The following is a 15020-nucleotide window of genomic DNA, read 5'->3' on the forward strand; positions in this document are numbered from 1 at the left end:
TGATGTCCGACGACAAGAAGCTGCTCGACTACCTCAGGCGCGCCACCGCCGACCTCGGTGACGCCCGGAGGCAGCTGCGCGAGGCCGAGCAGGCCCGCCACGAACCGATCGCCATCGTCTCCATGGCCTGCCGCTACCCCGGCGGCGCCGACACGCCCGAACTGCTGTGGGACCTGGTCGCCCGGGGCGCCGACGCGATCTCCGCCTGGCCGGTCAACCGCGGCTGGGACCTGGAGGGCCTCTACGACCCGGACCCCGAGCGGCCCGGCACCTCCTACACCCGCAACGGCGGCTTCCTGCACGACGCCGCCGAGTTCGACGCCGAGTTCTTCGGCATCTCGCCGCGCGAGGCCCTGTCGATGGACCCGCAGCAGCGGCTGGCCCTGGAGACCGCCTGGGAGGCGGTCGAGCGGGCCGCGATCGACCCCCGCGCGCTGCGGCGCACCGGCACCGGCGTCTTCCTCGGGGCGATCGGCAACGGCTACGGCGCGGGCTCGCGCCACCTCCCCGAGGTCCAGGGCCTGCTGGACACCGGAACCGCGAGCAGCGTGGTCTCCGGCCGGATCGCCTACACCCTGGGCCTGGAGGGCCCCGCGGTGACCGTGGACACGGCCTGCTCCTCCTCGCTGGTCGCCCTGCACCTGGCGATCCGCGCCCTGCGGGCGGGCGACTGCACGCTCGCCCTGGCCGGCGGTGTGTCGGTGATGGCGACCCCCGACCCGTTCGTGGCGTTCAGCCGCCAGCGCGCGCTGTCGGCCGACGGCCGCTGCAAGGCGTTCTCGGCGGACGCGGACGGCACCGGCTGGTCCGAGGGAGCGGGCATTCTGCTGCTGGAGCGGCTGTCGGACGCCCGCCGCAACGGGCACCCGGTGCTGGCTGTGATCCGCGGTTCGGCGACGAACCAGGACGGCGCGAGCAACGGCCTGACGGCGCCCAGTGGCCCGTCGCAGCAGCGGGTGATCCGGGCGGCGCTGGCGGACGCGGGGCTGACGGCGTCCGAGGTGGACGTGGTGGAGGCGCACGGTACGGGGACGCGGTTGGGCGACCCGATCGAGGCGCAGGCCCTGCTGGCCACCTACGGCCAGGGGCGGCCCGCCGAACGGCCGCTCTGGCTGGGCTCGTTGAAGTCGAACCTCGGCCACACCTCGGCGGCGGCCGGCGTGGGCGGCGTCATCAAGATGGTGCTGGCGATCGGGCACGGCGAACTGCCCAGGACGCTGCACGCGGACCAGCCGACCCCCATGGTCGACTGGTCGTCGGGCGCCGTGGAAGTCCTCTCCGAGGCCCGCGCCTGGGACGACACGGAACGCCCGCGCCGGGCCGGCGTGTCCGCCTTCGGCGTCAGCGGCACCAACGCCCACCTGATCCTCGAACAGGCCCCGGCGGAGGAAGCCGAACCGGCGGCCGAAACCGTGGCCGACGGCGACCCGCACCCGCTGCCCTGGGTGCTGTCGGGCCGCACCGACGAGGCGCTGCGCGCCCAGGCGGCCCGGCTGCTGGCCCACCTGAGCGCCACCCCCGGACCCCTGCGGGCCGCCGAAACCGGCCGCGCCCTCGCCCTCACCCGCACCGCCTTCGAACGGCGGGCCGTCATGGTGGGCACCGATCCGGATCAGCTGCTCGACGGCGTGAAGGCGCTGGTGGAGGACCGCTCGGTACCGGGCCTGGTGCGTGGCGACGGTGTGTCCTCCGGCCGTTCGGTGCTGGTGTTCCCGGGTCAGGGTTCGCAGTGGGTCGGGATGGCGGTGGAGCTGCTGGGCGAGTCGGAGGTGTTCGCCGGGCGGATGGCGGAGTGTGAGCGGGCGCTGGCGCCGTACGTCGACTGGTCGTTGGCGGAGGCGCTGGGCTCGGAGGCCCTGCTGGCGCGGGTCGATGTGGTGCAGCCGGTGCTGTGGGCGGTGATGGTGTCGCTGGCGGAGGTGTGGCGTTCGTTCGGTGTGGTTCCGGACGCGGTGGTCGGTCACTCGCAGGGTGAGATCGCCGCAGCGTGCGTGGCGGGCGGTCTGAGTCTGGAGGACGGGGCGCGGGTGGTGGCGCTGCGTTCCCTGGCGATCCGCGCGCTGGCGGGACGTGGCGGTATGGCTTCGCTGCCGCTGCCGGTCGAGGTGGTCCGTGAGCGCATCGCTCCGGGCCGGTTGTCGGTGGCGGCGGTGAACGGTCCGTCGTCGACGGTGGTGTCGGGCGATGCTGACGCGGTCGCGGCGCTGGTGGAGGAGCTGGTGGGGGAGGGGGTGCGGGCGCGGTTGATCGAGGTCGATTACGCGTCGCACTCCGTGCATGTGGAGGAGGTCCGCGAGCGTCTGCTGGCCGATCTGGAGGGGATCGCTCCTGCCTCGGGCGAGGTGCCGTTCTTCTCTACGGTGACGGGCAGTTGGCTGGACACGAAGTCCCTGGACACCGAGTACTGGTACCGCAACCTCCGGGAGACCGTCGAGTTCGGGAAGGCCACGGAGGTGCTGCTGGAGGAGGGCTTCCGGTTCTTCGTCGAGTCCAGCCCGCACCCCGTGCTCACCTTCGGTGTCCAGCAGACCGCCGACGCGGCCGACACCGCCGGCTCCGCGCAGGGCCCTGCCGTGGTCGTTGGCACGCTGCGGCGCGGGGAGAGCGGCCTCGACCGCTTCCTGACGTCCCTGGGAGAGGCCCACGTGGGCGGCCTGCTGCCGGACTGGGAGCGGGTGTTCGCCGGACACCGCCCCGGCCGGGTGGCACTGCCCACCTACGCCTTCCAGCGCCGCCCGTACTGGCTGGAGGACACCGCCACCGCAGCGGGCGGTCCGTCCGCGGCGGGCGACGACTTCTGGGAGGCCCTGGGCGGGGGTGACCTGGACCGGTTCACCACCGCCCTCGGGGTGGCGGCCGAGGACCCGCTGAACGTGGTGCTGCCCGCGCTCGCCACCTGGCGCACCGAGCGCACCGAGCGTTCGGTGGTCGACTCCTGGCGCTACCGGGTGACCTGGCGGGCCCTGCCCGAGGGCCCGGCGGTCGCACTGGACGGCAGCTGGCTGGTGCTGTCCTCGGACGGCCAGTCCGAGGACGGGGCGCGCCGGTCGGAGGCGACCGTCCACGCCATGGAGCAGGCCGGGGCCTCGGTGGTCCACGTACGGATCACCGAGGCGGCGGCTGACCGCGCCGTACTGGCCGACCGGATACGCGAGGCCCTCGACACGCTGCCGGGACCGGTGGCGGGGGTGCTGTCGCTGCTGGGCCTCGACGAGCGCCCGCACCCGGCGCACCCCGCCGTCCCGCTGGGCACCGCGCTCAACCTGGCCCTGGTACAGGCCCTCGGCGACGCCGGGATCGGCGCGCCCCTGTGGTGGGCGACCCGGGGCGCGGTGGCAGTCGGCGGCACGGACACCGGGAGCGGGGTCAGCGCCGCGCAGAACCTGCTCTGGGGCCTGGGCCGGGTCGCGGCGCTGGAGTTCCCGCAGCGCTGGGGCGGTCTGGTCGACCTCCCGGAGGTCCTGGACCCGGACACCGCCCAGCGGCTGTGCCGGATACTGGCAGGCCGGGCCGGGGACGAGGACCAGGTGGCCGTCCGGGCCACCGGCTGCCACGGCCGGCGGCTGGTCCGGGCCGCCCTGGGCGACGCCGCGCCGCGGCGGAGCTGGCGGCCCGGGGGCACCGTGCTGATCACCGGCGGCACCGGCGGGATCGGCGCGCAGATCGCGCGCTGGCTGGCCAAGCGGGGAGCCGGGCACCTGGTGCTGGTCAGCCGGCGCGGCGCGGATGCGCCGGGTGCGCCGGAGCTCGCCGAGGAACTGGCCGCGCTCGGCACCCGGGTCACCCTGGCCTCGTGCGACGTCGCCGACCTGGACGCCCTGCGCGCGTTGAAGGACGGCCTCGAACAGGACGGCCACCGGATCAGCACCGTCTTCCACGCCGCCGGGGCCGGGCTGCTGGTGCCGCTGCCCGACACCGACGCAGACGAGTTCGCCGACACCCTCCACGCCAAGGTCGGCGGGGCCAGGAACCTGGACCTGCTCTTCGACCGGGACACCCTCGACGCCTTCGTGCTGTTCTCCTCGATCTCTGCCGTGTGGGGCAGCGCCGTCCACGGCGCCTACGCCGCCGCCAACGCCTACCTCGACGGCCTCGCCGAGGACCGCCGGAGCCGCGGCCTCGCCGCGACCTCCGTGGTGTGGGGGATCTGGAGCCCCGAGGGCGGGGCCGGCGGCATGGCCGCCGAACTCGCGGAGGACACCCTGCGCGGCCACGGCGTGCTCTTCATGCCGCCCGCGGTCGCGATCACCGGGCTCCAGCAGGTCCTGGACCACGACGAGACGGTGGTCGTGGTCGCCGACATCGACTGGGACCGCTTCGCGACGGTCTTCACCTCGGCCCGCCCCAGCCCGCTGATCGGGGAACTCCCCGAGGTGCGCGCCGCGCTGGCCGCCGAACCCGAGACCGGCGAGGCCGGCGCCGGGGCGGCCCCCTCGGCGCTGCGCGACCGGCTGGCGCCGCTCCCGGCGGCCGAGCGGACCCGGGTGCTGGTCGACCTGGTCCGGACCCACGCGGCCGCCGTCCTCGGCCACGACTCGCCGGACGCGATCGCCCCCGGCCGCGCCTTCCGCGAGCTGGGCTTCGACTCCCTGACCGCCGTGGACATGCGCAACCGGCTGAACGCCGCCACCGGCCTGCGGCTCCCGGTCACCGTCGTCTTCGACTACTCGTCGGCGGCCGCCCTCGCCGGACGCCTGGAGACCGGACTGCTGGGCGCCGCCGGGGAGCCCGACACCGTCCGGCAGCCCCCGACGGCGGCACCCGCCGCCGACGACGACCCCATCGTGATCGTCGCCATGAGCTGCCGCTACCCCGGCGGCGTCCGCACCCCCGAGGACCTGTGGCGCCTGGTCGCGGACGGACGCGACGCCGTCTCCGGGCTGCCGTCCGACCGGGGCTGGGACCTCGACGCGCTGTACGACGCGGACCCCGACCGGCCCGGCCGGAGCTACGCCGCCGCGGGCGGATTCGTCAGGGACGCGGACCGCTTCGACCCCGGGTTCTTCGGGATCTCCCCGCGCGAGGCCCTCGCCATGGACCCGCAGCAGCGCCTGCTGCTCGAAACCTCCTGGGAGGCGATCGAGCGCGCCGGCATCGACCCGTCCACCCTGCGCGGCACCCCGACCGGCGTCTTCGCCGGCGCCTCCTACCAGGGCTACGGCGGCAACCTGCGCGACATCCCCGAGGAACTCGAGGGCCTGTTCATCGCGGGCATCTCCACCAGCGTCCTGTCCGGGCGGGTCGCCTACCAACTCGGCCTCCAGGGGCCCGCCGTGACCGTGGACACGGCCTGCTCCTCGTCACTGGTGGCGGTCCACCTCGCCGCGCAGTCGCTGCGCTCGGGCGAGTGCGCGCTGGCCCTGGCGGGCGGCGCCACGGTGATGGGCACGCCGCTGTCGTTCACCGGCTTCAGCCGGCAGCGCGGGCTCGCCGAGGACGGGCGCTGCAAGTCCTTCGCCGCCTCGGCGGACGGCTTCGGCATGGCCGAGGGCGTGGGCCTGCTGCTCCTGGAACGCCTCTCCGACGCCCGCCGCAACGGCCACCCGGTACTCGCGGTGCTGCGCGGCTCCGCGATCAACCAGGACGGCGCGAGCAACGGCCTGACCGCACCCAGTGGCCTGGCCCAGCAGCGGGTGATCCGCGACGCGCTGGCGAACGCCCGGCTGACGGCCGCCGACGTGGACGCCGTCGAGGCGCACGGCACCGGCACCCGGCTGGGCGACCCGATCGAGGCCGACGCGCTGCTCGCCACCTACGGCCAGGACCGGCCGGCCGACCGGCCGGTGTGGCTCGGGTCGCTGAAGTCGAACATCGGGCACACCCAGGCCGCCGCCGGCGTCGGCGGCATCATCAAGATGGTGCTGGCCATGGGGCACGGCGAACTGCCGCGCACCCTGCACATCGACGCGCCGACCCCGAACGTCGACTGGACGGCGGGCGCCGTCGCCCTGCTGACCGAGGCCACCCCCTGGCCGGAGACAGGCCGGCCGCGCCGCGCCGGAGTGTCCTCGTTCGGCCTGAGCGGCACCAACGCCCACGTCGTCATCGAACAGCCGCCCGCCGAGCCCGCGTCCGCCGAGCCCGCGTCCGCCGAGCCCGTGCCCGCCGAGCCCGCGTCCGCCGCGCCCGCGCCCTCGTCGTCCGCCGTCCCGTGGGTCCTGTCAGGGCGGACCGCCGAGGCGGTGAAGGACCAGGCGGAGCGGCTGCACGCGTACCTGACGGAGCGGCCGGAGCTGCCGTCCGCCGACATCGGCTACTCCCTGGCCACCACCAGGACCGCCTTCGAGCACCGCGCGGCCGTCGTCGGCGGCGACCGGGAGACCCTGCTGGGCGGCCTGGCCGCGCTGGCCGCGGGAGAGCGCGCACCCGGCCTGGTCCGGGGCACCGTCGCCCGGTCGGCCAGGACCGTCTTCGTCTTCCCCGGCCAGGGATCCCAGTGGGCCGGCATGGCCCGGGAACTGCTCGACCACGCCCCGGCCTTCGCCGACCGCATCGCGGCCTGCGAACGCGCCCTCGCCCCGTACCTGGACTGGTCGCTGCTCGCCGTCCTGCGCGACGAGCCGGACGCGCCCCCGCTGGACCGGGTGGACGTGGTGCAGCCGGTGCTGTGGGCGGTGATGGTGTCGCTGGCCGAGCTGTGGCGGGCGCACGGGATCGTCCCCGACGCCGTGGTCGGCCACTCCCAGGGCGAGATCGCCGCCGCCTGCGTGGCGGGTGGTCTGAGCCTGGAGGACGGGGCCCGGATCGTCGCCCTGCGCAGCCGGGCCCTGCTGGCCCTGACCGGACGCGGCGGCATGCTGTTCGTGCCGCAGCCGGTCGAAGCCGTGCGCGAGGCACTGTCCGCCCACGACGGGGCACTCGACATCGCCGCGGTCAACGGGCCGACGTCGGTGACGGTCTCCGGCGACCCGGCGGCCCTGGAACGCCTCCGTGAGCAGTACGCCGAGGCGGGCGTCCTGGCCTGGCCGGTCCCCGGCGTGGACTTCGCCGGACACTCACCCCAGGTGGAGGAGCTCCGCGAGGAACTGCTCGCCCTCCTCGAGGGCATCGCGCCGCGGAGCTCCGCCGTCCCGTTCTACTCGACGGTCAGCGGCGGCCCCGTGGACACCCTCGGCCTGGACGCCGCGTACTGGTACGAGAACCTGCGCCGGCCGGTGGAGTTCGGCCGGGCGCTCGACGCGCTCGTCGCCGACGGGCACCACACCTTCGTCGAGTGCAGCACCCACCCCGCGCTGACCGTCTGGATCCAGGAGGCCGTCGAGGCCGCCGGGGTCGGCGACGGCGCCGTCGTCGGCACCCTGCGCCGCACCGAGGGCGGCCCCGGCCGCTTCCTCGCCGCGCTCGCCGAGGTCCAGGTCCGCGGCCTGCCGGTGGACTGGGACGCGGTGTTCGCCGGAACCGGCGCGCGCAGCCGACCCCTGCCCACCTACGCCTTCCAGCAGCAGCGCTACTGGCTGGAGGCCACCCCCGGCCGTCCCGCCGACGCCGCGACCGGCACTGCCGCCGCGACCGGCACCGGCCCGGCCGACTCCGGCTTCTGGGCGGCCGTCGACCACGGCGACCTGGACGCCCTCGCCACCACCCTGCGGGTCGAGGACGGGGAACTGCGGGCCTCCCTCGCCTCCCTGGTGCCCACCCTCGCCGAGTGGGCGCGCGGCCGGGCCGACGACCGGACCGCCGACAGCTGGCGCTACCGGGTCACCTGGAAGCCCCTGCCCGCACCCGAGCCGCCCCGGCTCACCGGCAGCTGGCTCCTCGTCGCCCCGGCGGGCGCCACCGCCGACCCGGCCGTCGCGTTCGCCGCGGACGCCCTGCGCGGACACGGCGCCACCCCCGTCCTGGTCGAGGCGGGCCCCGACGCGACCGACCGGACCCGGTTCGCCGCACTGCTCCGCGACGCCCACGACCGCGCCGGCGGGCCGCCCGCCGGAATCCTGTCGCTGCTCGCCCTGGACGAGGAACCGCACGGCGACGGATCGGCGCTCCCCCTCGGCCTCACCCTGACCGTCGCGCTCCTCCAGGCCCTCGGCGACCTCGGCACCGACGCCCCGCTCTGGAGCGCCACCCGGGGCGCGGTATCGGTGGGCCGCTCCGACCGGATCGACAGCACCCTCCAGGCCCTCGCCTGGGGCCTCGGCGGGGTGGCCGGCGTCGAATACCCGCAGCGCTGGGCCGGCCTGATCGACCTGCCGCGACGGCTCGACGACCGGGCCGCGACCCGGCTCGCCGAAGCCCTGACCAACCCCGACGGCGAGGACCAGCTGGCGGTGCGCGCCACCGGCCTCTACGCCCGCAGGGTCGTCCACGCCGGACTCGGCGACACCGCCCCCGCACGCGACTGGACACCCGAAGGCACGGTCCTGATCACCGGCGGCACCGGCGGCCTCGGCGCCCAGATCGCCCGCTGGCTCGCCCGCACCGGCACCGCGCACCTGCTGCTCACCAGCCGGCGCGGCGCCCAGGCCCCGGGAGCCGACGCCCTGCTCGCCGAACTGCGCGAACTCGGCGCCGACGCCACCGCCGTGGCCTGCGACGTCGCCGACCACGACGCACTGGCGGAACTCCTCGCCGGCATCCCGGCCGAGCGCCCGCTGCGCGCCGTCCTGCACACCGCGGGCGTCCTCGACGACGGGGTCATCGACTCGATCACCCCCGAACGCGCCGCCGGCGTCCTGCGCCCCAAGCTCGACGGCGCACGCAACCTCGACGCGCTCACCCGCGGACTCGACCTGACCGCCTTCGTGCTGTTCTCCTCGCTGGCCGGCACCCTCGGCGGCACCGGCCAGGGCAGCTACGCCGCCGCCAACGCCTACCTCGACGCCCTGGCCCGGCAGCGCCGCGACCTCGGACTGCCCGGCACCTCGGTGGCCTGGGGCCTGTGGGGCGGCGAGAGCCTCGCCTCCGGAGCGGTCGCCGAACGGCTGATCCGCGACGGCCTGCCCGCCATGGACCCCGCCACCGCCACCACCGCGCTGCGCCAGGCCCTCGACCACGACGACACGGCCGTCCTGGTCGCCGACTTCGCCTGGGACCGCTTCACCCGGGCGTTCACCGGGCTCCGGCCCAGCGCCGCCCTCGGGGACCTGCCCGAGGTGCGGGACGCGCTCGCCGCCGCGGCCGGGGCCCGGGGCACGGCCGACGGCGCCGAGGCGCCGGCCCTGCGGCTGGCCGCCCTGCCCCCGGCGGAACGCGACCGGGCCCTGCTGGACCTGGTCCGCCGCGAGGTCGCCGCCGTGCTCGGCCACCCCGGGCCCGAGGCGGTCGGACCCGACCAGGCGTTCAAGGACATCGGCTTCGACTCGCTGACCGCCGTCGAACTGCGCAACCGGCTCGCGGCGGCCACCGGCCTGCGCCTGTCGGTGACCCTGGCCTTCGACTACCCCACGGCCACCACTCTGGCCGGACACCTGCGCGCCGAACTGCCGGGAGCGCCCGCCACCGAGGCGCCCGACGCCGCCGGGCAGCCGCCCGCGGCCGCCGTGGTGCCCGAGGACGAGGCGATCGCCGTGGTCGGCATGAGCTGCCGCTACCCCGGAGGGGTCAGCACCCCCGAGGAGCTGTGGGAGCTCGTCGCGTCCGGAGGGGACGCGATCACCGGCTTCCCCACCGGACGGGGCTGGGACCTGGACGGCCTCTACGACCCGGACCCGGACCGGGTCGGCAGCACCTACGCGCGGGAGGGCGGCTTCCTGCACGACGCGGACCGCTTCGACCCGGCCTTCTTCGGGATCTCCCCGCGCGAGGCGCTGACCATCGACCCCCAGCAGCGGCTGCTGCTCGAACTCTCCTGGGAGGCGTTCGAGCGGGCCGGCATCGACCCGCTCTCCCTCAAGGGCAGCGCGAGCGGCGTCTTCGTCGGCTGCAGCCACCACGACTACGGGTCGCGCGTCACCGAGCCCTCCGAGGAATTCGAGGGCTACCTCGGCATCGGCAGCGCGGGCAGCGTGGCGTCCGGGCGGATCTCCTACAGCCTCGGCCTCGAAGGGCCCGCGGTGACCGTCGACACGGCGTGCTCCTCCTCGCTGGTCGCGGTCCACCTCGCGGCCCGGTCGCTGCGGGCCGGCGAATGCTCGCTGGCGCTGGCCGGCGGCGTGACCGTGATGTCGACCCCGGGCGCGTTCGTGGAGTTCAGCCGGCAGCGGGTGCTCGCCGAGGACGGCCGCTGCAAGCCGTTCGCCGCCGCCGCCGACGGCACCTCCTGGGCCGAGGGCGCCGGACTGCTCGTCCTGGAACGCCTCTCGGACGCCCGGCGCAACGGCCACCCCGTGCTCGCCATCGTCCGCGGCTCCGCCGTCAACCAGGACGGCGCCAGCAACGGCCTGACCGCCCCCAACGGGCCCTCCCAGCAGCGGGTCATCCGGGCGGCCCTCGCCGACGCCGGACTGACCGCCGCCGAGGTCGACGCGGTGGAGGCGCACGGCACCGGAACCAAGCTCGGCGACCCGATCGAGGCGCAGGCGCTGCTGGCCACGTACGGCCGGGAACGCGGCGAGCGGGAGCCGCTGTGGCTCGGGTCGCTGAAGTCGAACATCGGGCACAGCCAGGCCGCCGCCGGAGTCGCCGGCATCATCAAGATGGTGCAGGCCATGCGGCACGGGACACTGCCGCGCACCCTGCACGTCGACGAGCCGACCCCGCACGTCGACTGGTCGGCCGGCGCGGTCCGGCTGCTCACCGACGACACCCCGTGGCCGGAGACCGGCCGCCCCCGGCGGGCCGCGGTGTCCTCGTTCGGGGTCAGCGGCACCAACGCCCACACCATCCTCGAACAGCCCACCGAACCGGCCCCGGCGTCCACCGCTGACGCGGCTGCCGCCCCCGCCCTGCCCTGGCTGCTCTCCGGCCGTAGCGCGGACGCGCTGCGCGAGCAGGCGGCCCGGCTGCTCCGGCACGTCGAGCAGGACCCGGATCTCGCCGTCGCGGACCTGGGCCGCTCCCTGGCGCTGCACCGCAGCGCCTTCGAACACCGGGCGGCCCTCACCGGCACGGACCGGCCGGCCCTGCTCCAGGGGCTCGCCGCCCTCGCCGCCGGCGAGCCGTCGGCGGACCTGGTGCGCGGGGTCACCGGCCCGGCCGCGAAGACCGCCTTCCTGTTCCCCGGCCAGGGCAGCCAGCGCACCGGCATGGGCGCCGGACTGTACGCGCGGTTCCCGGTCTTCGCCGACGCCTTCGACGCGGTCTGCGCGGAGCTCGACCCGCTGCTCGACCGCCCGCTGCGGGAGGTGATCGACGCGGCCCCCGGCGACCCCGGCCACGGCCTGCTGGACCGCACCGAGTACGCCCAGCCCGCCCTGTTCGCCCTCGGCGTCGCCCTGTTCCGGCTCGTCGAGCACTGGGGCGTGCGCCCCGACCGGCTGCTCGGCCACTCCGTGGGAGAGCTGGCCGCCGCCCACGTCGCCGGGGTGTTCACACTGCCCGACGCCGCGGCGCTGGTGGTCGCGCGGGGACGGCTGATGCAGGCCCTCCCGGCGGGCGGCGCGATGGTCGCCCTCGCCGCTGCGGAGGAGGAGGTGCTGCCGCTGCTCGCCGGCCGCGAGGGCCAGGCCGGCCTCGCCGCGGTCAACGGCCCGGCCTCGACCGTGGTCTCCGGCGACGCGGCGGTGGTGGACGAGATCGCCGCCCAGCTCGCCGCGCGCGGCCGCAAGACCCGGCGGCTGCGGGTCTCCCACGCCTTCCACTCGCCCCTCATGGAGCCGATGCTCGCCGAGTTCCGCGAGGTCGTCGCCCGGATCGTCCCGGGGGAGGCCGCCATCCCGGTGATCTCCGACCTGACGGGCGAGCCGGCCACCGCCGAGCAGCTCGGCTCGCCGGACTACTGGGTGCAGCACGTGCGCGGCACCGTCCGCTTCCAGGACGGCGTGCGCCACCTGGAACGCGACGGCGTCACCGCGTTCCTCGAACTCGGACCCGACGGCGCGCTCACCGCGATGGGCCAGGACTGCCTGACCGGCGTCACCGGCAGCCCGGTGCTGGTGCCCCTGCTGCGCAAGGACCGGCCCGAAGCACCCGCGGCGACGGCCGCCCTGGCCCGGCTGCACGTCACGGGCGTCCCCGTGGACTGGGACCTCGTCCACGCCGTCCATTCCGGCGGCCCGGCCGGTCCGGCCGCCGACCTGCCGACCTACGCCTTCCAGCGCGGCAGCTACTGGCTGCAGGCCGGCCCGGCCACGGCCGGACTGCCCGCGGCCGGACTGCTGGCGGTCGACCACCCGCTGCTCGGCGCCGGAACGGAGCTCGCCGACTCCGACGGCTTCCTCTTCACCGCCAGGTTCTCGGTCCGCAGCCACCCCTGGCTGGCCGACCACGGCGTCTACGAGGGCGTGCTGTTCCCCGCCACCGCGTTCCTGGAACTCGCGGTCCGCGCGGGCGACCAGGTCGGCTGCGACCAGGTCGAGGAACTGACCCTGGAGGCACCGCTGGTGCTCCCGCCGGGCGGAGCCGTCGCACTCCAGCTCACCGTCGGCAGCCCGGACGCCGCCGGCACCCGCCCGCTGAGCGTCCACGCCCGGGCCGCCGACGACGGCCCCGACGCGCCCTGGACCCGGCACGCGAGCGGCCTGCTCAGCGCCGCCGGAGCCGCGGACCCGGCCGACCCGGCGGATCCCGAGGCCTGGCCGCCGGCCGGAGCCGTCCCCCTCGACACGGAGGGCCTGTACGACCGCTTCGCGGGCGGCGGGTTCGCCTACGGCCCTGCGTTCCAGGGCCTGCGCGCGGCCTGGCGGCTCGGCGACGAGGTGTACGCCCTCGCGAGCCTGCCGCAGGAGCAGCGGCCGGACGCCGCCGCGTTCGGCCTGCACCCGGCCCTGCTGGACGCCGCCCTGCACTCACTGGTGTTCGACGTCCTGGAGGGGCCCGCGCAGGGCTGGCTGCCGTTCTCCTGGAACGGGGTGCGCCTGCACGCCTCCGGGGCCGCCGAACTCCGGCTGCGGCTGACCCCGACCGGCCGCGACGCCGTCGCCGTACGGGCGACCGACGCCACCGGCCGGCCGGTGCTCTCGGCCCGCTCCCTCGTCCTGCGGCCCGTCTCGCCCGACCGCTTCAAGGCCACCCGCGCCGGACACCACGAGGAACTGTTCCGCCCCGAGTGGCAGGCCCTGCCCGAGCGCGCCGCCACGGGCACCGCCCTCGACCCGGAGTCCTGGACCGTGCTCGGCGCCGCGCCGCTCCCCGGCCGTGCGGTCGCCGACCTCGCCGCGCTGTCCGCAGAGCTCGACGCGGGCGCCCCGCCGCCCCGGCTGGTCCTGGCGGCCTGCCCGCCCGCCCCGGCCGGCGCGCTCCGCGACGCCGTTCACGACGGGCTCCGCACGGTCCTCGCGCTGCTGCGCGACTGGCTGGCCGAGGAGCGCCTGACCGGCGCCAAGCTGGTCCTGGTCACCTCGGGCGCCGTCGCGGTGACCGGCGACGACGTCCCCGACCCGGCGCCGGCCGCGCTCTGGGGCCTGGTGCGCTCGGCGCAGACCGAGAACCCCGACCGGGTCGTCCTGCTGGACCTGGACGACCCGGAGACCCCGCCCGCCCTGCTCGCCGAAGCCCTCGCGTCCGGGGAACCCCAGCTCGCGATCCGGGCCGGAGCCGTCCACGTCGCCCGGCTGGCCCGGGTACCGCTGGCCGCCACCGGGCGCACCCCCGGCTGGGACGGCGAAGGAACCGTCCTGATCACCGGCGGCACCGGCGCCATCGGCGCCCACGTCGCCCGCCACCTGGTTGCCGAACACGGCGTCCGGCACCTGCTGCTGACCAGCCGCAGCGGCCCCGCCGCCGACGGCGCGGCGGAACTCCTCGCCGAACTCGCCGCCCTCGGCGCGCACGCCGAGATCGCCGCCTGCGACGCCGCCGACCGCGACGCCCTCGCGGCCCTGCTGGCCGCCCTGCCCCCCGCGCACCCGCTGACCGGGGTGGTGCACGCCGCGGGCGTCCTGGCCGACGGCGTCGTCGCCACCATGACGCCCGAACAGCTGGACCAGGTCCTGCGCCCCAAGGTGGACGCGGCGATCAACCTGCACGAACTCACCGCCGGCCTGGAGCTGACCGAGTTCGTCCTGTTCTCGTCCATCGCCGGCATCTTCGGCGGCATGGGCCAGGGCAACTACGCCGCCGCCAACGCCTTCCTCGACGCCCTGGCCCACCGGCGCCGCGCCGACGGGCTGCCCGGCCGCTCCCTCGCCTGGGGCCTGTGGGCCAACAGCACCGGGATGACCGGCGGACTCACCGAGGCCGACCTGCGACGGATCGCCCGGGGCGGGATCGTCGCCTTCGACCCGGCCCAGGGACTGGCGCTCTTCGACACGGCCGGCACCCTCGACGAGCCGGTCGTCCTCCCGCTGCGGCTCGACACCGCGGCCGTCCGCGCCCAGGCCGGCACCGGCGGCGTCCCCGCCCTGCTGCGCGGCCTGGTGCGCCCCGCCGCCCGGCGCGGCACCGCGGGCCCCGCGGCCGGCACCGGCCCCGACGGGCCCGAGGCCCTGAAGCAGCGCCTCGGCTCCCTCAACGAGACCCAGCGCGGCCGGGTCCTGCTCGACCTGGTCCGCTCGCACGCCGCCCTGGTGCTCGGCCACAGCGGCCCGGCCGCGGTCGAGCCCGGACGCGGCCTGCTGGAGGTCGGCTTCGACTCGCTGACCGCCGTGGAACTGCGCAACCGGCTGCGCGCCGCCACCGGACACCCGCTGCCGGCCACGCTGCTCTTCGACCACCCCACCCCGGCCGCGATCGCCGCACTCCTCGCCGCCGAACTGCTCCCCGACGCCGGACCCGGCCCGCTCCCCGGCCTCGCCGAACTGGACCGCCTGGCGGACGCCCTCGACGGCGTCCCCGACGACCCGGCCGACCGCGAACGGCTCGCCGACCGGCTCCGCGAGTTCCTGCGCCGCCTCGACCCGGCCGCCACCCCGGCCGACGGCGACGGCACGGCCACCGCCTCCATCGAGGACCGGATGGACGGCGCCAGCGACGACGAACTCTTCGACCTCATCGACAACGAACTCGGCCTGTCATGACACCGACCCGACACCCGAACCAGGACG

The 15020-nt window shown here is 76.5% G+C and carries 1 protein-coding gene; it reads left to right on the plus strand.

Annotated elements, in window-relative coordinates:
• The first annotated feature begins 2 nt into the window (after positions 1 to 2).
• Entirely contained in the window at positions 3 to 14993 is a 14991-nt protein-coding gene (locus ACGFWJ_RS27960) for a type I polyketide synthase (protein WP_392954571.1), read from the plus strand.
• Positions 14994 to 15020 lie beyond the last annotated feature (27 nt).

This window comes from Kitasatospora sp. NPDC048407 (assembly GCF_043200475.1).
GTDB lineage: Bacteria > Actinomycetota > Actinomycetes > Streptomycetales > Streptomycetaceae > Kitasatospora.